21 protein-coding genes and 1 tRNA gene are annotated in these 18078 nt (G+C 46.1%); 16 read left to right on the top strand and 6 right to left on the bottom strand.

Annotated features, from left to right (window positions below; genetic code table 11):
• Window positions 1–54 precede the first annotated feature (54 nt).
• From murD to QOS46_RS07525, 14 genes are all read left to right on the top strand, one after another.
• Window positions 55–1458 carry a UDP-N-acetylmuramoyl-L-alanine--D-glutamate ligase gene (gene murD / locus QOS46_RS07585; protein WP_283608668.1) on the top strand — a complete coding sequence of 468 codons (1404 nt, stop codon included), beginning with the start codon at window positions 55–57 and terminating at the stop codon, window positions 1456–1458.
• A gap of 2 nt (window positions 1459–1460) precedes the next feature.
• Window positions 1461–2489 carry a zinc-binding metallopeptidase family protein gene (locus QOS46_RS07580; RefSeq protein ID WP_283608666.1) on the top strand — a complete coding sequence of 343 codons (1029 nt, stop codon included), beginning with the start codon at window positions 1461–1463 and terminating at the stop codon, window positions 2487–2489.
• Window positions 2477–3511: a M42 family metallopeptidase gene (locus tag QOS46_RS07575; RefSeq protein WP_283608664.1), complete on the top strand. Its 1035-nt coding sequence runs from the start codon at window positions 2477–2479 to the stop codon at window positions 3509–3511. Before QOS46_RS07580 ends, QOS46_RS07575 begins: the two co-directional genes overlap by 13 nt.
• Window positions 3508–4317 carry a GNAT family N-acetyltransferase gene (locus QOS46_RS07570; protein ID WP_283608662.1) on the top strand — a complete coding sequence of 270 codons (810 nt, stop codon included), beginning with the start codon at window positions 3508–3510 and terminating at the stop codon, window positions 4315–4317. The genes QOS46_RS07575 and QOS46_RS07570 overlap by 4 nt, the downstream gene beginning before the upstream one ends.
• Window positions 4318–4365: 48 nt before the next feature.
• Entirely contained in the window at window positions 4366–5637 is a 1272-nt protein-coding gene (locus QOS46_RS07565) for a methionine gamma-lyase family protein (protein ID WP_283608660.1), read from the top strand.
• A gap of 159 nt (window positions 5638–5796) precedes the next feature.
• A tRNA-Leu gene (locus QOS46_RS07560) sits at window positions 5797–5880 on the top strand.
• 183 nt (window positions 5881–6063) lie between these two features.
• Window positions 6064–6246 (top strand): DUF4417 domain-containing protein, encoded by a 183-nt coding sequence (locus QOS46_RS14295; RefSeq protein ID WP_408611450.1) that lies wholly within the window; start codon window positions 6064–6066, stop codon window positions 6244–6246.
• Window positions 6182–7210: a DUF4417 domain-containing protein gene (locus QOS46_RS07555; protein ID WP_283608658.1), complete on the top strand. Its 1029-nt coding sequence runs from the start codon at window positions 6182–6184 to the stop codon at window positions 7208–7210. The genes QOS46_RS14295 and QOS46_RS07555 overlap by 65 nt, the downstream gene beginning before the upstream one ends.
• A gap of 138 nt (window positions 7211–7348) precedes the next feature.
• Window positions 7349–7621: a hypothetical protein gene (locus QOS46_RS07550; protein WP_283608656.1), complete on the top strand. Its 273-nt coding sequence runs from the start codon at window positions 7349–7351 to the stop codon at window positions 7619–7621.
• Window positions 7622–8335: 714 nt separating this feature from the next.
• The gene (locus tag QOS46_RS07545; RefSeq protein WP_283608654.1) at window positions 8336–8674 is read left to right on the top strand and encodes a helix-turn-helix transcriptional regulator; all 339 of its coding nucleotides are present in this window, start codon (window positions 8336–8338) and stop codon (window positions 8672–8674) included.
• Between the two features lie 49 nt (window positions 8675–8723).
• Window positions 8724–9599 carry a methionyl aminopeptidase gene (locus tag QOS46_RS07540; protein ID WP_283608652.1) on the top strand — a complete coding sequence of 292 codons (876 nt, stop codon included), beginning with the start codon at window positions 8724–8726 and terminating at the stop codon, window positions 9597–9599.
• A gap of 1306 nt (window positions 9600–10905) precedes the next feature.
• Window positions 10906–11274: a winged helix-turn-helix transcriptional regulator gene (locus QOS46_RS07535; protein ID WP_283608650.1), complete on the top strand. Its 369-nt coding sequence runs from the start codon at window positions 10906–10908 to the stop codon at window positions 11272–11274.
• Window positions 11275–11311: 37 nt separating this feature from the next.
• Window positions 11312–12148, top strand: a complete 837-nt coding sequence (locus QOS46_RS07530) for a nitroreductase family protein (protein ID WP_283608648.1) — start codon at window positions 11312–11314, stop codon at window positions 12146–12148.
• A 91-nt stretch (window positions 12149–12239) separates the two neighbouring features.
• The gene (locus tag QOS46_RS07525; protein ID WP_283608647.1) at window positions 12240–13265 is read left to right on the top strand and encodes an NADH:flavin oxidoreductase; all 1026 of its coding nucleotides are present in this window, start codon (window positions 12240–12242) and stop codon (window positions 13263–13265) included.
• 189 nt (window positions 13266–13454) lie between these two features.
• Here QOS46_RS07525 and QOS46_RS07520 read toward each other — a convergent pair whose 3' ends face one another.
• The 4 genes from QOS46_RS07520 to QOS46_RS07510 form a co-directional block, all read right to left on the bottom strand.
• Window positions 13455–13514 (bottom strand): hypothetical protein, encoded by a 60-nt coding sequence (locus tag QOS46_RS07520; protein ID WP_456298794.1) that lies wholly within the window; start codon window positions 13512–13514, stop codon window positions 13455–13457.
• Window positions 13490–13615 carry a hypothetical protein gene (locus tag QOS46_RS14305; RefSeq protein WP_456298797.1) on the bottom strand — a complete coding sequence of 42 codons (126 nt, stop codon included), beginning with the start codon at window positions 13613–13615 and terminating at the stop codon, window positions 13490–13492. The genes QOS46_RS07520 and QOS46_RS14305 overlap by 25 nt, the downstream gene beginning before the upstream one ends.
• 154 nt (window positions 13616–13769) lie before the next feature.
• Window positions 13770–15209 (bottom strand): sensor histidine kinase, encoded by a 1440-nt coding sequence (locus QOS46_RS07515; protein WP_283608645.1) that lies wholly within the window; start codon window positions 15207–15209, stop codon window positions 13770–13772.
• Window positions 15199–15894 carry a response regulator transcription factor gene (locus QOS46_RS07510; protein ID WP_283608643.1) on the bottom strand — a complete coding sequence of 232 codons (696 nt, stop codon included), beginning with the start codon at window positions 15892–15894 and terminating at the stop codon, window positions 15199–15201. Before QOS46_RS07510 ends, QOS46_RS07515 begins: the two co-directional genes overlap by 11 nt.
• Window positions 15895–16096: 202 nt before the next feature.
• Here QOS46_RS07510 and QOS46_RS07505 point away from each other — a divergent pair, with 202 nt between their 5' ends.
• On the top strand, window positions 16097–16531 hold the full coding sequence (locus tag QOS46_RS07505) for a hypothetical protein (protein ID WP_283608641.1): 435 nt from the start codon (window positions 16097–16099) through the stop codon (window positions 16529–16531).
• A 21-nt stretch (window positions 16532–16552) separates the two neighbouring features.
• Here QOS46_RS07505 and QOS46_RS14290 read toward each other — a convergent pair whose 3' ends face one another.
• The gene (locus tag QOS46_RS14290; RefSeq protein WP_408611473.1) at window positions 16553–16645 is read right to left on the bottom strand and encodes a 4-Cys prefix domain-containing protein; all 93 of its coding nucleotides are present in this window, start codon (window positions 16643–16645) and stop codon (window positions 16553–16555) included.
• A gap of 1 nt (window position 16646) precedes the next feature.
• Here QOS46_RS14290 and QOS46_RS07500 point away from each other — a divergent pair, with 1 nt between their 5' ends.
• Complete coding sequence (locus tag QOS46_RS07500) at window positions 16647–16820, top strand: cytochrome b5 domain-containing protein (RefSeq protein WP_326521342.1); 174 nt, start codon at window positions 16647–16649, stop codon at window positions 16818–16820.
• Window positions 16821–17000: 180 nt separating this feature from the next.
• Here QOS46_RS07500 and QOS46_RS07495 read toward each other — a convergent pair whose 3' ends face one another.
• On the bottom strand, window positions 17001–18074 hold the full coding sequence (locus QOS46_RS07495; RefSeq protein ID WP_283608639.1) for a 6-phosphofructokinase: 1074 nt from the start codon (window positions 18072–18074) through the stop codon (window positions 17001–17003).
• Window positions 18075–18078: the final 4 nt, after the last annotated feature.

Here is an 18078-nt window from a genome sequence, read left to right as displayed (position 1 = left end):
AATAGAATGGTGGCAGAAGCAGAAACCAAGTGAGAGAGGCGGGGGCGTATGGGTATGGACAGCAGGGTACAAACCTTTTTTGAGGGGTTACAAGGGAAGAAAGTTGCCTTCTGCGGGATCGGCGGGAGCAACCTGCCGCTGATCCGGATTTTTCTGGAGCATGGCGCAAAAGTACAGGCGCGTGACCGGAGGCAGAAGGAGCAGCTGGGGGAAACAGCACTCCAGCTGGAGGAGTTAGGGGCGGAGCTTTGCCTTGGCGAGGATTATTTAAAGAACCTGGATGCGGACATGATTTTTCGTACGCCGGGCATGAAGTATTTTCTGCCGGAATTGGATCAGGCCAGAAAAGAGGGGCGGGCCGTCACGTCGGAGATGGAAGTGTTTTTCGATCTTTGCCCGTGTAAAATCTATGCGGTAACCGGCAGCGACGGCAAAACCACCACAACGACCATACTTTCCAAGCTCCTCGAAGCCTCGGGGAAAACCGTACATCTCGGCGGGAACATCGGTAAGCCTTTGCTGCCGGAAATCGCTTCCATTCAGCCTGGGGACGTGGCTGTGGTCGAGCTCTCCAGCTTTCAGCTGATCTCGATGCGCAGGAGCCCCGATGTGGCGGTTGTTACAAACGTTTCGCCGAACCATCTGGACATCCATAAGGACATGACAGAATATGTGGAAGCAAAAAAGAATATTGTACGGCACCAGAACGCATTCAGCCGGGCAATTATTAATGCCGATAACGCCATTGCCGCCGGCTTTGCGGAGTCCGTGCGCGGGCAGGTGCGCCTGTTCAGCCGCCGCCGGGCCAGCACCTACGGCGCGTGGCTGCGCGAGGACGGCATGATTCTTGTTGGCAATACCGAGGTGATGCCCGCGTCGGACATCCGGTTGCCCGGCATGCACAATGTGGAAAATTACTTAGCGGCGATTTCGGCCGTGTGGGGGGAAGTGGATGTTGAGTCCATCCGCGCGGTGGCGAAGGATTTTTCCGGCGTTCAGCACCGCATGGAGCTGGTGCGCGAGCTTGGCGGCGTCAAGTATTACAACGATTCCATCGGCACCAGCCCCACCCGAACCATCAGCGGAACCTTGTCTGTGTATTCGGATAAGATCATCCTGCTCGCGGGCGGCTACGACAAGCATCTTCCGTTTGAAGAGCTGGGAAAAGCGATTGTGGAAAAAGTAAAGCTGCTGATCCTGATGGGCCAGACAGCGGATAAGATTGAACAAAGCGTCAAAGCGGCGCCCGAATACCAGCCTGGCCACCCCGAAATTCTGCGGGTAGGCGGGATGGAGGAAGCTGTGAAGGCTGCCTATGGGGCGGCAGAGAACGGCGACATCGTGTCGCTCTCGCCGGCCTGTGCCAGCTTTGATCAATATACAAGCTTTGAGGTGCGCGGTTACCACTTTAAACAGCTGGTAAACGCGCTGCCGGGAACAAAAAAGAAAGAGGAATAAGTATGGAACATCTGCAGGAGCTTCTGTTTCGCCTTTGCTCTGCGCCCGGCATGTCCGGTGCGGAGGATGCTGCGGTAAAAGCGGCGGAGCAGGAACTGAAACAGTACGGAACGATTTCTTACGATCCGCTGGGAAATCTCGTCTGCCAAATGGGGAACCCCACGGCAGAGCGGCGGATTTTGCTGGACGCGCACATTGACCAGATCGGTCTTTTGGTCGCAGGTATTACGGAGAAGGGCTTTTTGCGCCTGGCCGCCTGCGGCGGCGTGGATCGCCGCGCTCTGCCCGGTACCACGGTAACGGTGTTTGGCCGCGAGCTTCTGCGCGGTGTGGTGTGCTGCCTGCCGCCGCATCTTGTGGAGGGCAATGAGGAAAAGGTGGAGCCGGTAGACAAAATGTTTGTCGATGTCGGCCTGACGCGGAAAGAAGCCGAGCGGTTGGTTACTCCGGGCGACCGCATTTTGTGGCAGATCACGCCCCGCGCCCTGCTGGGCGGCAAATTGACCGCCGCCGGGCTCGATAACCGAGCGGGTGTCTGCACGCTGATCCGCTGCGCGGAGTTTTTATCGAAGGAAGAACTGAATTGCTCCGTGACCATTTTGCTCAGCACGCGTGAGGAGGTGGGCGGTCAGGGCGCCAAAACGGGCGCGTTTGCGCACGACCCCACCGAGGCGATCACTGTGGATGTCAGCTTCGCCGGGCAGCCCGGCGTGCCGGAGCAGAAGAGCGGAAAAATGTCTGCCGGGCCGATGATCGGAATTTCTCCCACGCTCCACAAAGAAATGACCGACGAATTGGTGCGGCTGGCCAGGGAGCGGAAAATTCCGTTCCAGTATGAAGTCATGGGCGGCACCACGGGTACGAACGCGGATTCCATCGGAACGGCACGTTCCGGTGTGCGCTGTGCGCTCGCTTCGATTCCGCTGCGTTATATGCACACGCCGGTGGAAGTGATCGACACCGTGGATATTGAGAATACGGCAAAGCTGTTAGCCGCGTATATCGGGGAGGGGAAAGTATGGCAGATGTAACTCTTTTGCGGCGGCTTTGCGAGCTTCAGGGCATTTCGGGTCGTGAACAGCAGGTGGCCGCCATCATTTTAGAAGAAATTTCCCCGTTTGCCACCACGGTGCAGAAGGATGCCCTGGGAAATATAATCGCGTTGAAAAAGGGCGCAAAGGAGCCCGCCGTTCGGCTGATGCTCAGCGCCCATATGGACGAGGTGGGCATGATTGTAACGCAGATTGGTGAAAACGGTCTGCTCAAATTTGCGGAGGTCGGGGGAATTGATCGACGCGTTCTGTGCGCAAAGCCGGTTCTGGTGAACGGAACAGTATCCGGTGTCATCGGTGCCAAGCCGATCCATCTCCTCGAGGGAGACGAGCGCGGAAAATCAGTGCCTGTTTCAGATATGTACATTGATATCGGTGCGAAAGACAAAGAAGAAGCGGAACGCTTTGTTTCGCCCGGGGATTCTATCACCTTTGACGCCGGATTCCATCAGGAGCGCGGCACGGTGATTTCCCGTGCGCTGGATGACCGAGCGGGCTGCGCGATTTTGATTGATATGATCAAAGAGGAGCTTCCCTATGACATGACTTTCGTTTTCTGCGTGCAGGAGGAAGTTGGCTTGCGCGGTTCGGCGGTCGCGGCCTATACGGTAGACCCGCAGGCGGCGATTGTGGTAGAAACCACCACTGCAGGCGATATTGCCGGTGTGGAGCCGGAACGGCAGGTGTGCCATGTTGGGCAGGGGCCGGTGCTTTCTTTTATGGATCGCCGCACCATCTACGATAAGCCCTATTTTGATCTGGCGATGCAGCTTGCCAAAGAACGGGAAATTCCCTGCCAGACAAAGCAGGCGGTAGCCGGAGGAAACGACGCGGGCGCGATTCACACCACCCGCAGCGGGGTGAGAACCATTGCGGTTTCCATCGCGTGCCGGTATCTGCATGGCCCCGCAAGCCTGATTGCCGAGCAGGATTATCACGATACCGAGCGCCTTGTCCGCGAGTTGGCCGTGCGCATCGCGGCGGGGGAGAACGCACAGTGATCCGTCTGCTCACGGAATCGGAGATTCCTTTGCTCGAGCGCTTTTGTGAGGGCAGTCCGTTTGGGTGCAAAATTGCGGGATTGCAGAGAGCCTATGGTCTTTCGCTGCCGTTTGCCCGCTTCTGGGTACAAACGGATGAGCAGGAGGAAGTGACCGCCGCAGTATCCTCACTGGATGGCGCCGCGGTTCTGCACTGGAACAGCACGGCGAATAGGGACGAGCTGAAAGAGTTTTTTTGCGCTGCCGGGTGCCGCACTCTTCTGTGTTCGGAGAGTGCGGCAGATGCTCTGTATGGAGGATCGAACCGGGCGGGAGAGCTTTTTGTCTGTCCTCCGGTGATACAGCCCATGGCCCAAAGCGGCGTGGTGTGGCTGAATGAAGTGCCGGTTCGCGAACTGTTTTCCCTGCTGTGCGAGTGTGGGGAGCAGCGGGTCGAGCAGTTTGAACCGTTTTATCTTGACGTTTCCCATCGCGTTCGCCATGGGGCATCCTTAACGCAGGGAGCAGTCCTTTCGGGGAAGCTCGCCGCCTGCGCCATGGCGGGCAGTATGACGGAAAGCACCGTTGTCCTTTCGGCGGTGGCGGTGCATCCCGACGTTCGCCGCAAGGGCCTTGGCGGCGCGGCTGTGCGGGCGCTGCTTCTGCGCCTTTTGCCCAGAAGGGTGTATGTGCTGTGCGAAAACGAACGAGCCAGGCTCTTTTACCAATCGCTGTCCTTTTCCCCTGCGGGCCGGTGGGCCGAGCTGGATCTGCTGCGGAACGGATCGATTTGTGATGCCGCACCGGAGCCAGGCCAATCATTTTGAATTAGACTTATTCCGTGGAATAAGAAACATAAGGGAGCTAAGAATCATATGGTTTATCCGTTTTTTCAGTTGGATGACAAAATCCTTTCCGCGTCGGAGCAAGCAATGCAGCAGCTCGAGCCGGTTTTACGCCAGATTGATGAGGTAACCGGCTACAATCAGCAGAAAATGCTGGCGGCATTTAACCATGCGCGGGTGAGCGAAAGCCATTTTGTGGGAACGACCGGCTACGGCTATGGCGATCGCGGCCGCGACGCGCTCGATGAGGTGTATGCCTACGCTCTGGGTGCGGAAGATGCTCTGGTGCGCGCCAATTTTGTCAGCGGCACACATGCGCTTACCGTCGCGCTGTTCGGAGTTCTGCGCCCTGGCGACACCATGCTGAGCGTGACGGGGATTCCCTACGATACTCTGCGCGGTGTGCTGGGGATCACCGGGAACGGCAACGGTTCGCTCAAGGAATTTGGTGTGCGTTACGAGCAGCTCGATCTAAAGGAGGACGGCGCACCGGACTATGAAGAAATGGAGCGCCGGATTCACCCCGGCATCAAGATGGTATATGTTCAGCGCTCTCGCGGGTACAGTCTGCGCCCGTCGCTGTTCGTGGAGGATATTGGGCGCATCGCGGAAATCGCCAAGCGCCGCGCGCCGGACTGCATTGTAATGGTGGACAATTGCTACGGCGAGTTTGTTCAGACGGAAGAGCCCACCCAGCACGGCGCGGATTTGATGGCCGGCTCTCTGATCAAAAACCCGGGCGGCGGCATCGCGCCCACCGGCGGCTATATTGCAGGCCGGCGAGATTTAGTGGAAAGCTGCTCCTACCGTCTGACCACTCCCGGCACCGGGCGGGAGATCGGCTGTACCCTCGGCAATAACCGCGAGCTGTTTCTCGGCGCCTTCCACGCTCCGAATGTAACGGGGGAGGCGCTGAAAACCGCCGCCTTCGCGTCCGCACTCTTTTCCAGCCTGGGATATGATGTGACTCCAAGATGGGACGAGCCGAGAGCGGATATTATTCAGGCCGTGCTGTTGCGCGAACAGGAAGCGCTCATCGCGTTCTGCCGCGGAATTCAGAAGGGTGCGCCGGTCGATTCCTTTGTTACGCCCGAACCGTGGGACATGCCCGGCTATGACAGCCAGGTAATTATGGCGGCCGGAGCTTTCACGCTCGGCGCTTCTATCGAGCTTTCGGCAGATGCTCCCCTGCGCGAGCCATTTGCCGTCTGGATGCAGGGTGGACTGAACTTCCACAGCGGCAAGCTGGGCGCGATGCTGGCGGCACAGTCTATGTTGGAGCAGGGAATCCTGCCCCTATAATTGGAAAGAGAAAGATACTTTCATACGAGTTTGAAATATTTGCAAGAGCGTATGAAAGTCGCTCTTGCAAAAGATTCATGTTTTCGCTATAATATAAAAGTTGTTTCAATACAATGATTTAAAACCAAGGTCCTTTGTTGTATCAAACAGAATAAATGTGCGGGCGTGGCGGAATTGGCAGACGCGCCAGATTTAGGTTCTGGTATCTCCGATGTGCAGGTTCAAGTCCTGTCGCCCGCACCAATGAAAAAGCAACATATAAGGTTTCGAGCCTGTATGTTGCTTTTTGTTTTTTACCGACTTAAAAAAAGTTTTTCAAGTGGCCGTATTTAACACTGCGGCATTTTTTAATAAATTTTTTGAAGAGTTCATTTTTTTCTGTACGATTACAAATTCGAGCGTGTATGGAAAAATCCAGATAGCGATTTGGAAAAACTGAAACATTATCGAGCTGTTCTCTCTCCAGATTTCAGCATGTATGTCGAGATGACACCGGCTTTGCAGCTTTACAATACATTCCGAAACCGTTGGTGTGGGGTCTATTTTGCATCAAAAGGGATTGATTCGCGTCGTTCCCACTGTCAGTTGGGGAAACGAAAATACGTTTGATTTCTGCTTTGATGGAATTGAAAAGGGCTCCACAGTTGCAGTATCTACCTACATGGTATCGGAACATGATAACCGAAAAGATCAGAAAGAGTTTTTCCTCAAGGGCTATAACGAGATGCTTCGCCGGATTGAACCGGAAAAGATTATCTGCTACAATACGCCGTTCCCCGAGATGCAGGGCGATATTGTGTTTGTCGACTATGAACTAAGTTCGTGGAAGTACATGAACGATGATCCATATGCGCCCTCAAAATACGTGAAATACATCTGCGGAGAAGAACCTCTTCCGATAGGAAGCAACCTCATCATTAAAAGCGGATATGTTGTAAGTGGAAATGATAAGTATTATAATAACGTTATTCAGACTGGAATGGGTAGCGCTTATGGTGGAAAATGGAGACCCAGCCCTAATAAACCAATGGATCAAAGATTTCTTGGCCAACCGGGTGAGATAAAGGTAACGTATAATAATAAAGGGGAAAAATTCGAAACAAAAATTGGAGATGAAGGCAGAGCGATCAAAGAAAGGCATAATACAGATCATAATAGACCTGACAAACATAGTAATCCACATGACCATAATATTGACTGGTCAAATGGATATCCAGATCCCGGATCCCCGATTAACGATCCCGATGGAGCACCGGAATTTAAATCCTTTTTGTGTAAGGAGTTATTCGCTATGTATGAAAAATCATATGACATCCAGCAGCAAAATTTAAATTTTCAAACAATCAGCGAGTTTAAATGGTGTATGAAAGCTCACGGTGAACTTGAATTCGTCTGGAATAATAAATCTTACAGTATTACACATCCTAACGGAAAGATTAGCCTTTGCCAAGGTAATCATTATGCTGAAGCCTTTGACGCAGAAACTCCCGATGATATTTTGAACTGTTTAATTGACGGAATAAAACTTCGCGACATTATTACAAAGGTAAAGGTAATAGATAGAACGGTTTAGGGTATCTTTCTAAGTAGCATTAGCAGCAACATTAATTGGGATAATCCAGATGAACATCCTGACTTCGGACCAGCGGTCAATTATTTTGATGGTAATGTACCGGAGTTTAAGTCAAAGCGCGGAGGTATCTGTGACATTATGAAAATAACTGATAATAGGTTGGAAGACGATCACTTTAATACAATCAGCGACTTTAAAAAATGCATGCGGTTCCATGGTGAAGTTGTCTTGGAATGGCATTCTGAACAATACGGAATCTTTTGGGATGGAAGCCGCTATTGTATTGCAAAAATAGATGGCTCAAACGAAAAATGGTGTAACACCGCCGACGAAGTATTGGAATATAAGGTTGGCAAAGACCGTCTTCGCGATGTGATTACGCAGGTCACAGTACCTGATAGAACGATATAAATAACGATTTTTGGATGTAAATACTGCTTCTTAACTGCCCGTAAACCCTTGGCATTACTGACTTTTTTGAATAAATGCCGTAAGAACACCCGCACCAAAATCAGAGCCGTCGAACTTGACGGCTCTGATTTTTCTATCTTGAATTTTCTGATATTTTCCTAAGCTTCCTCCGCTTTTCAATGTTATTTCAAAAAAAAGAAGCGCAGCCGCAGAGGGGGATTTTTCTGCAGCTGCGCTTCTTTGCCCTATTTTACGGAGCGAATCTTATTTCTTTCTTCCGTTGAGCTTATTGTCCAGCCAAGTAATAATTGGCTTGTCAATATCGCTGTCGATTCTTAGAGGGCCACTTGTAATAGTAAGATTTTCCTTCCTTTGGTTTTTACTGCCTGTTGTTTAAATTGCCACATCATCTAAAAAAGCCAGTGACCTATAAAAAAGTTGTAAATCTTTGGACTTCTATGAAAAAAGTATAATAAACCAAATAACAATTTCGCATAATGTTTATAACTTTCTTTGATAGCACAATCCGATTATTTATATAATGAGCATTTAATTTGCAGAAAGAGTATAATGTGTGCAGTAATTAATGGAATCCGTAAACTCCTGCTGCAGTCAAATTACGCAGGCTATCGGCAAGCACCTTATCTCATATGTGCAACTTATATCAGGTAATTGTCTGTGAGAATTGATATACTGGAGCAAGGAGTGAAGCAAATGTCTGTACAAACAATAGAAACAATGGCAAAGTGGGTAGAAAATAACATAATGGAAAACCCAAGTCTGCAAGATATGTCATCATATGTTGGTTACTCACCGTATTACTGCTCTACAAAGTTTCGGGAGCACATGGGTATGACATACAAACAATTTCTTGCCCAATGTAAATTAAAAGCTGCCGCTTATGATCTTTGCATAACCAATGACAGAATAACCGATATTGCTTTTCGATATGGGTACTCGTCATCTGAAGCGTTTGCAAGAGCCTTTTCACAAGCGTTTCGATGTTCGCCACGGCAATATCGGAAAGCTTGCGGTATTCCTCTTCTCAATTAGTCCATATGGTGTATTGCTCCCTCCGAATTCGTAAATGCGAGGAGAAAAAATGTCCGACAAACTTGGAAGAAATGATCTCTGCTGGTGTGGTAGCGGTCGAAAATATAAAAAATGCCATGCCTTTATCGATGAGCAAATGGAAATCTACCGCTTAAAAGGATATGAAGTGCCCCATAGAAAATTGCTTAAAACAAAACAACAGATTGAAGGTATCCGGGAAAGCAGCAAGCGAAACATCGCTGTACTGGATTTCATCGGGGGTTATGTGGTTGATGGGGTAACCACGGAAGAGCTTGATCGGCTCATTTTTGAAAGGACCAAGGAGCTCGGAGGCATTCCGGCAGACCTTCATTACGAAGGATACCCTAAGAGCGTGTGTATCTCAATTAATGATGTTGTATGTCATGGTATCCCCTCTGATCGTGTATTCCTGCGAAACGGCGATATTGTGAATATTGATGTGTCTACAATTTACAACGGCTTTTTTTCAGATTCTTCACGCATGTTTTGCGTCGGTGCTGTTTCCGCTGAGAAACAAAAACTGATTGATGTTGCGAAAGAGTGTGTGGATCGGGGCATTGAACAAGTAAAACCGTGGGGATTTCTTGGAGATGTTGGGCAAGCGGTTCATGACTATGCAAGAGAAAATGGATATTCTGTTGTTCGAGAAATCGGAGGCCACGGTATTGGTCTGCAATTTCACGAAGATCCTTGGGTCGGTTATGTGACAAAGCAAGGTACAGGAATGCTCTTAGTTCCAGGGCTTGTTTTTACTGTAGAGCCTATGATAAATATGGGAAAATCCAATATAGTAACAGATAAATACGATAATTGGACTGTTCGTACTGCCGATGGGAAGCCTTCTGCACAATGGGAAAAAACAGTGTTCGTAACCGAAATGGGTTATGAGGTGTTGACATATTGATGAACAGTTAGGAATAACCAGAATTTCTTATTATGAGCAAACTGAAAAACTTGGTATGATTTTGAAATTCACAGTCTGTTTATTATACAAAGAACTATCAGTGAACTGACCAAGGTACAAAAATTGCTGTACATCTTTACGATTTAATTCCAGCACTTTTTCTATGTTTAATAATTACACGCTTTCTATCCTCGAGCTCACCAAAAAATAGCGTTATTATTAATGAGTTATTTTGTGCGCGAATCATTTACATGAACTTACAAAGCAGATTACGTGATCTTTTCAAGTTTAATACGTAAATTTCAGTATATAAGTTCAATTTGATTTTAGTTAATAATTATATTTGAACCTGCACATTTAATGTGTTATAAAGAATTTAGACTGTAAAAAAGCATTCCACAACGGTAAAAATAGAAAAGTTTTCAGGAGTAAGATGTTTTTGGATTATGAGTACTACTGATTTACAGGTAGCGTCCTAAATTATGACGGTGACTTTTATGATGTGATTATACAATCAAAATTTTTGTTAAAAATAAAGGAAACTCTGATACTATTGGAAATTAAAAGCAGCCGAGCAAGGACTATTTTAAGGTCGAACTTGTTTGGCTGCTTTTTTTATTAAAGAATGCATGCATATCAAACCGATTCTCATTTTTTATATGTCCGATTAGGCGTATCTTTCGCTCTATACAAAAAAACTGATGGCCAACAAACATAAATCCTAAGAATAAGCATGATGGAGGTTTTCTTTTTCCCCCAAGGACCAGATTCTAATAATGAGTTACTTTTCAATAAATTCAGGTATTTTAGTTCGTTTTGTTGTAATTCTTTGTCATCGGCGGCCTTTCTATTTTGACACATAACCAAAACTTAGGGGTATTAAATCTAAGACAGTAGGTGGCAGGTAAGCATAGCCTGATTAAATTCGTGAACAAATGCGATGAACAAATTGTAGTTTATATGTCTTTACAGAATGTCATGATCCATAGAAATATTTTAATTTTTACTATTGCTATTTATTTAATAGCATGCTATTGTTTAGATAGCAAAAGATATACTTTTATTTAAGAACAAAATAGTTATGCCAATGATTATAATTAAAAAAATAACCTGAGAAAGAGAATTGATTGAGAAATTGACTTCAGTTGCAGTTGAAGTTAACCATTCTCTATTCAGTAATATTGGGATTGGTGGACAACCATTGTCAGAGAAAGCCGCCAATAAATAAAGTGTTTGGCTATCACCGTGCTTAGATATGTGCGCGGTGCCTTGAAAAATATGATATTAATTAAGGAGGATTAAAACTATGCCTGTTCCACATCCAGGGAAACCAGTTCGCGGTTCCAAATCAGGACTTCCTATAATGGCTCTTTTTGATCTTTTGGGTAGAAATTGGGCAATGGGTATCATCTGGAATTTGCAGAATGGTTCCACAACTTTTCGAGAACTTCAACAGCGATGTGAATCTATTTCTCCTGCAATACTAAACAATCGTATTAAGGAGTTAAGAGAAGCCGATATTGTAGAACGTACGATTGAGGGATATCAATTGACACAACGAGGAAAAGAGCTTATGGAATTATTGCGTCCATTTGGTGAGTGGTCACGTAGTTGGTCAAAAGAAGTATTCAACTATACTAAGCCACTTGACAATCAAAAAAAAGATGATAAGTAGTATATGGGTTGTGTATTAAAAGAAAGGATGAATTTAAATGGCTTTGCTTCATGTAAATAAAGAAAAATGTGTTCATTGCGAAATCTGTGCTCAGGTTTGTCCAAAGAATTATATTGAAATGAATGAGGAAAAATTTCCGGTCGATGCAGGACATACGTGTATCTCTTGCGGTCACTGTGTTGCAATATGTCCACAAGGAGCATTAAATCACGTTCAAGCACCGATTTCAGAGCAAGTATTATTTGATACACCCACTGTTTTAGATACTGAAACAGCAGAGAGTTTTCTTCGATCTAGACGCTCTGTACGAGTATATAAAGAGGATAAGATTACGAAAGCTCAAATATTAAAATTGTTGGATATAGCCAGATTAGCGCCATCAGGTAATAATACACAGGGTGTGCAATACATGGTGGTCAATAATAAAAAAACTCTATGTGCCATTACAAAAGCAACAATTGCCTGGATGGATGAAGCAATCGCCGCCAAAGAAGTATTTGCTGCTAATTTAATTGAAATGTCAGAGCATTATCACAAGACTGGTGAAGATGTGATTCTACGAAATGCTCCTAGCTTGATATTAGCACTTTCTGATAAAAATTTCGCACGCGGACGTGACAATACTCATTTCGCTCTTGCGTATGCTGAATTATTTGCAACAAGTATGGGGTTAGGTACGTGTTGGACAGGACTTGTGGAAACGTGCGCTCGTTCAGGTTATCAGCCCTTACTTGAGCTATTGGATATACCTGACAATTTAATGGTGACAGGTGGAATCATAGTTGGTTATCCCAAATATAGATTTAGACGACTCGTGAACCGTTCCCCATTGATTGTGACTTGGCACCCATCATGTGATTCAGATGAAATATGAGTTAAAAAGCTTAATAAAAACTCATTTTTGTATTGTTATCACCGAGTTACTTAACAGTTGAAAAAATCAATAAGTAGAGAAGGTAATTACTATGTCTCGTTTGTTTACTCCTTTAAAAATCGGAAATCTGGAACTGAAAAACAGGCTAGTTCTGCCTCCTATGGCATCATCAAGAGCAGGATTAAACGGAGAAATAACTGCACCTCTTTTACAATTTTATGATGAAAAAACACGTGACGGATACTTTGGTGTGGTAATTACAGAACATTCTTTTATTTCAGAGAATGGGAAAACCAATTTTCATCAAATTTCTTCTGCGGACAATAGTATGATTTTAGGTTTACGCCAGATTTCCGATGTCATTCATCATAATGGATGCCCTGTTATTTTGCAGTTAAATCATGCGGGAAGTGGTACGAAAGAGACAATCATTGGTTCGCAGCCCATTGCTCCATCAGCTGTTATAAATCCTTCGAAATTAGATCTAGAGCTTCCATGTGAGCTGAAATATGGTGATATTCAAAAAATCATAAGTGATTTTACCAGTGCGGCTTTGCGAGCAAAACAAGCTGGTTTCGATGGAGTTGAAATACATTCCTGTCATGGTTACTTATTAAATCAGTTTTTGTCACCACTTACTAATAAGAGAAATGATAAATATGGAGGCAATATAAAAGGCAGGATGCTTATCCATCTTCAAGTATTGAGAGCAATACGTAATGTAGTTGGCAATAATTTTCCTATCTTATTCCGTCTTGGTGCTACGGACAATACGGATGGTGGGCTTAGCTTAGATGATTGTATTACAGTGGCAAAGGAATTAGAAAAGGAAGGCGCTGATATACTGGATATATCCGGTGGAATGTGTCGTTACACAGCGCCAGACTTAGAAAAAACGGGATATTTTATAAAACAGGCAAAAGCCGTTAAGGAGGCTGTCTCAATACCTGTTATAGTAACTGGGGGCATTAGAACACTAGAACAAGCAGAATCGCTTTTAAATAGCAGTGTTTCAGATTTAATTGGCATTGGAAGACCTGTCTTTAAAGACTCCAATTGGATGAAACATGCAATGGATAACTTTGGTTTTGAAACGGATTATCCTCGGCAAATTTAAAAAATACAATAAATCAGCTTTATTAGGAATATCACCAAATATTCAAAATTATTTCATCACCATGAGCAAAGGCTACGGGTACTTTAAAACCTTGCCGGGTGTCAGATCAATGCTTGAGCGGTCGAGTGTCAGGTCGGTGATAGCCTGCTGGGAATGTCAAATGACCGCCTCAACAAACTCATCTTCGTATTATCTTAAAAGCGGCATAAAACCTGTTAGCTTGTTTACTTTTTTCTTGTTCCCATAAATAGCAATACCAAAGTAATTAAAGCACCAACAGGACAAACTTTGACCGAAGGGTAAAGATGATTTTGTGGACAACGAGCCGCTTTAACAACCAGAGATTTCATTTTGATTTTCCTCCATATTATATTTTGGATTCTAACGTGTTTTTAATTACGTACTAAAGATTTTCATTCAGTGATTAGGTCACGCTGGATATGAAAATTAAAGTATGCCAAAAATAAGGTGCTTGTCATACGAAATGGCAAACACCTTAAATTATTAAAATTGAAATTGAAATTCAGTTCCTTCGTTTTGCCTGTTATTGACTAAGATACGAATATTATGTCTATCAGCAATCTGCTTTGCAATCGCAAGTCCAAGCCCCGTACCGCTTTTATTTTCTTCTGACTTCACTTGATAGAAACGGTCAAAAATATACGGCAAATCTTCCTGTGCAATTCCAATTCCGTTGTCACGGATGGATACCGTTTTATCTTTTAAGGATACGGTGACGGCACCGCCTTGGGGCGAAAATTTGATGGCGTTGTCCAGAATGATTAAGAACATCTGGCGCAGGCGTCCATAATCGCCAAATGCTGCGCACATCTGTGTATCGTGCTCTTGCCGGATCTCAACATTTTTAAGCTGTGCCATGTGTCGTGCGCTGCGGACAACATCACTGAGAACATCACAAAGGCTGATTTCCTGCATTTCTATTTTAAAATCTGTATTTTGCAGGCGGGATAAATCGAGCAAATCGTTCACAAGCCTTTGCAGAAACATACTTTCATTCAGCATTTGGCGGTGATAACTTTTTACTTGCTCCGGGTCGGTTACCACCTCGTCACAAAGGGCTTCGAGTGAACCTCGAATAACGGTGACCGGGGTTCTAAGTTCATGTGAAATATTCGCAACAAAGTCACGGCGAAGCTTGTTAAGCCGTTCGCTTTCGCGGCTGGCAAGATCAAGCCGCTCACTTAAAATATCAATTGTCGCGGCAAGTTCGCCAATTTCGTCTTTTTGCAGTACGTTGGTCTTGACGCAATAATCGCCGCAGGCAAGTTGCATAGCGGAATTTTTCATCTTTTTCAAAGGCTTGGTAAAAGCGACTGCAAGTACAATAGATAAAAGAATAGATAACACAAGAGCTACAGAAATGCTGATTGCCAAAACGCCAAATCCCTGCGAGACAGCTTCATTCATTCCCTCTACCGGTGAATGCAGCAACAGTGCTCCAATTACCTTTCCTCCTGATTGAATCGGCGTTCCAACTGTTAAGGTCGGCGTGTTTAAAAGATTACTAAAGCCTTCGCTAAAGGTGGTTTTTCCTTGAAAAACCTCTTTGACGACCGTTTCAGCATCTTGCGGCAAATCTGCATAGTTGTATTGTTGGTTTGCCATGTGACCAGCAGTGATAAGCTGAAGATTTTCGTCCACAATCCAGACGTCGGTCATTGCAATCTTATCTAAAAAGCGGAGATATGCACCATATCCCATTTGTCCGCTTCCCATAATACCGCCACCGGAATTATTGGTACCGCTTATGTATTCCGAAAGCGTGCCTGCCATTGTAACCGCACGTTTTTGCAGGTCGGATTTATGCAGTTCCATGGTGTGATTTTTAAAAAGTGTCATAAAAACGCTGCCTATTATAATGGAAAACAAGAGAAGTGCAGCTGAAAAATACATCGTAAGTTTAAATGCAATTTTATTCTTCATTTGCTTTTCCCTCAAATTTGTAGCCAACGCCCCATATGGTTTTTATTTCCCAACCTGCATGGTCAAATTCGCCAAGCTTGGCGCGGAGGCGCTTAATGTGTGAATCGACCGTCCGGCTGTCACCAAAATAATCATATCCCCACAAACTATTCAGCAGATTATCGCGGGAAAACACCTTGTTTTTATTCGTGACAAGTGTCCATAAAAGTTCAATTTCCTTTTTTGTCAAAGACACATTTTGCTTATCTATCGTGACAATATAATCATCCAAATTGATGCTTAGATTATCAAAGTAATAAACCTGCTGCTTTTGTCCATCCGCACGGGCGATTCTCCTCAAAATTGCGCGCACTCTGGCCATGACTTCTCCCGGTGAAAACGGCTTTACTATATAATCGTCCGCACCAATATCGAGCCCCATGATTTTCTCAAAGTCTTCCCCTCTTGCAGTAATCATAATAACCGGAACATTGGAAGTCTTGCGGATTTCCCGGCACACTTCAAATCCGTCCATTTTTGGCATCATGACATCAAGCAGAACAATATCGGGAGATAGCTTTTGAAACAGGTCGATTGCTTCACGTCCATCCAGTGCAACTTTAGGGACGAACCCTTCTTTTTTCGCATACTCCTCCAAAATTGAGGTGATTTGTTTATTGTCATCAGCAATTAAAATTGTCGGCATAGAATCACCTCATTATTTATTATATTGAAAGCATAACATATTATAGAAAAAAGCTGTGACAAAAATATGTTTTTGCATGATATTTGTCACAGACTTAAAAAACAGAAAACACACTTTTGCCACACCTTTTCGGTATTCTATAACCATAGCAACAATATGTTGTTAAACATAAAAAACAACAATAACAAGGAGGTCGTTTTAAATGACAAAGCTAAAAAAAATCGCAGCCATCGGTGCAATGGTACTTGTTGTCAGTGCAACCTCACTTACCGCGTTTGCTGCTTCTAAGTACAGTTCTCCAGCCGAGGCAGTGGCGGGGCTAACCGGAAAAACAGTAGAGAGCGTTATTACTGAAAGGTCTGAAACTGGCAAAACTTATGGCACGATTGCGAAGGATGCAGGAAAGCTGGAAGAATTCAAAGCAGAGAATCTTCAAATTAAGAAAGATGCATTGGCTGAGAAAGTTAAGGCCGGGACAATGACACAGGCAAGAGCAGATGAAATTATCAAAGCAATTGAAGAACGCCAGGCAACCTGTGACGGTACGGGTAACGGAGGAGCCGGCTGCGGGATGGGTGCAGGGTTCGGCGGGATGAATGGTAACGGTCAAGGCAGAGGCTGTGGCGGTGCAGGATGAGGTCAGGGCAATTGCACAAACTCATGATATAAAAAATCTTGAATATCTCGAAATGAGCATCCCGCAGGATTGGCAGAAATGCTGACCTGCGGGATTTGTGCGTTGATGTGAAATTTTGTATCATGGAAAAAATGGAATCCCCGCCTATGTTGCAGTGAACGGTATTGTTTATGATGTGACAAACAGTGCGGCTTGGAGGGTAGCCACCCATTTTGGCCTATCCGCAGGCAAAGACCTTACCACGGAGTTTAATTCCTGTCACATGGGTCAAGACAATTGCCTAATATAGATGCATGGCCCATAAATCCAGTATTTATGCGGGCTACGGGAGTTTTGAATGAGAAATTCAAGACTCACGTTTTTCATGGATGCACATCCTGTTTTTTGAAGGCTCAAGCAGATATAGCATAAAGAGCTCAGAGGTCATGCCAAATGGTATGGCCTCTTTTCAATCTATTTGGTTGGATGTTTAGTCGCCGAAGCTGATTCCAATGTCCCGCGCAGACTGAATCAGCTCGCAGTCCAGAGGAACCGCTTTGAGCTTGCCTGCCACCTCGCTCAGCGGAACGGGGACGATTTTCTGGTTCTGCAGAGCCATCATGCAGCCGAAACGGCGGTCCTGAATCATCTGGGTCGCGGCGGTGCCAAGGCGGGTTGCCAGCACACGGTCATAAGGGCAGGGGCTGCCGCCGCGCTGAAAATGCCCGGGGATCGTCACGCGCACCTCGTTGCCGGTTTGTTCACCGATCTCCCTGGCCAGGCGGTAAGAAAGGGAAGGCTCTGTCCTTTTCGCCCGCTGAGCCTTGAGCTCCTTTTTGGAAAGCGCGGCCTCTTCTTTTGAGATAGCGCCCTCTGCCACGGCCAGAATTGAAAATTGCTTGCCGGAGCGCTTTCTCTGCTGCAGCGCGAGGCAGATCGAGTCGATATTGTAGGGAATTTCAGGCAGCAGAATCGCGTCCGCGCCGCCCGCGATGCCCGCGTGCAGCGTCAGCCAGCCCACCTTATGGCCCATCAGCTCGACTATAAACACACGCCCGTGCGATGTGGCTGTGCTATGAATGGAGTCAATCACCATCGAGGCAATCTCCACTGCACTGGAAAAGCCGAAAGTCATTTCCGTGTTCCAAAGATCGTTGTCTATGGTCTTTGGCAGCGTGATGACATTCAGGCCCTCTCCGCTGAGCAGGTTCGCGGTCTTGTGCGTGCCGTTGCCGCCCAGAATGACGATGCAGTCGAGCTTTAAGCGTTTATAGTTCCGCTTCATCTGCTCCACCTTTTCGCTTTGACTGCCCTCCGGGCCGCGAATCTCTTTAAACGGCTGGCGCGAAGTGCCGAGAATCGTGCCGCCCAGCGTTAAAATGCCGGAAAAATCGCGAGGGCCCATCTCCCAGTAATCTCCGTCGATCAGGCCGCGGTAACCGTCGCGAATACCGACTATGGTGATGTCTTCCTCAAATTTTTCGTAAAGTGCTTTTCCTACGGCGCGAATCGCAGCATTCAGCCCTTGGCAGTCGCCTCCGCTGGTCAAAATTCCAACTCTCATCGTT

The sequence above is a fragment of the Faecalispora anaeroviscerum genome, assembly GCF_947568225.1.
Lineage (GTDB): Bacteria > Bacillota > Clostridia > Oscillospirales > Acutalibacteraceae > Faecalispora > Faecalispora anaeroviscerum.
The sequence above is the reverse complement of the archived record's forward strand: the minus strand, read 5'-3'. Positions and strand labels throughout refer to the sequence as shown.

What these genes read in the sequence shown, in the direction of transcription:
- QOS46_RS07565 (WP_283608660.1), top strand. Translation starts at nt 4,366, where the DNA reads ATGGTTTATCCGTTTTTTCAGTTGGATGACAAAATCCTTTCCGCGTCG.
- QOS46_RS07540 (WP_283608652.1), top strand. Translation starts at nt 8,724, where the DNA reads ATGTCCGACAAACTTGGAAGAAATGATCTCTGCTGGTGTGGTAGCGGT.
- murD (WP_283608668.1), top strand. Translation starts at nt 55, where the DNA reads ATGGACAGCAGGGTACAAACCTTTTTTGAGGGGTTACAAGGGAAGAAA.
- QOS46_RS07580 (WP_283608666.1), top strand. Translation starts at nt 1,461, where the DNA reads ATGGAACATCTGCAGGAGCTTCTGTTTCGCCTTTGCTCTGCGCCCGGC.
- QOS46_RS07575 (WP_283608664.1), top strand. Translation starts at nt 2,477, where the DNA reads ATGGCAGATGTAACTCTTTTGCGGCGGCTTTGCGAGCTTCAGGGCATT.
- QOS46_RS07535 (WP_283608650.1), top strand. Translation starts at nt 10,906, where the DNA reads ATGCCTGTTCCACATCCAGGGAAACCAGTTCGCGGTTCCAAATCAGGA.
- QOS46_RS07530 (WP_283608648.1), top strand. Translation starts at nt 11,312, where the DNA reads ATGGCTTTGCTTCATGTAAATAAAGAAAAATGTGTTCATTGCGAAATC.
- QOS46_RS07515 (WP_283608645.1), bottom strand. Translation starts at nt 15,209, where the DNA reads ATGAAGAATAAAATTGCATTTAAACTTACGATGTATTTTTCAGCTGCA.
- QOS46_RS07510 (WP_283608643.1), bottom strand. Translation starts at nt 15,894, where the DNA reads ATGCCGACAATTTTAATTGCTGATGACAATAAACAAATCACCTCAATT.
- QOS46_RS14305 (WP_456298797.1), bottom strand. Translation starts at nt 13,615, where the DNA reads ATGAAATCTCTGGTTGTTAAAGCGGCTCGTTGTCCACAAAATCATCTT.
- QOS46_RS07525 (WP_283608647.1), top strand. Translation starts at nt 12,240, where the DNA reads ATGTCTCGTTTGTTTACTCCTTTAAAAATCGGAAATCTGGAACTGAAA.
- QOS46_RS07545 (WP_283608654.1), top strand. Translation starts at nt 8,336, where the DNA reads ATGTCTGTACAAACAATAGAAACAATGGCAAAGTGGGTAGAAAATAAC.
- QOS46_RS07550 (WP_283608656.1), top strand. Translation starts at nt 7,349, where the DNA reads ATGAAAATAACTGATAATAGGTTGGAAGACGATCACTTTAATACAATC.
- QOS46_RS07495 (WP_283608639.1), bottom strand. Translation starts at nt 18,074, where the DNA reads ATGAGAGTTGGAATTTTGACCAGCGGAGGCGACTGCCAAGGGCTGAAT.
- QOS46_RS07505 (WP_283608641.1), top strand. Translation starts at nt 16,097, where the DNA reads ATGACAAAGCTAAAAAAAATCGCAGCCATCGGTGCAATGGTACTTGTT.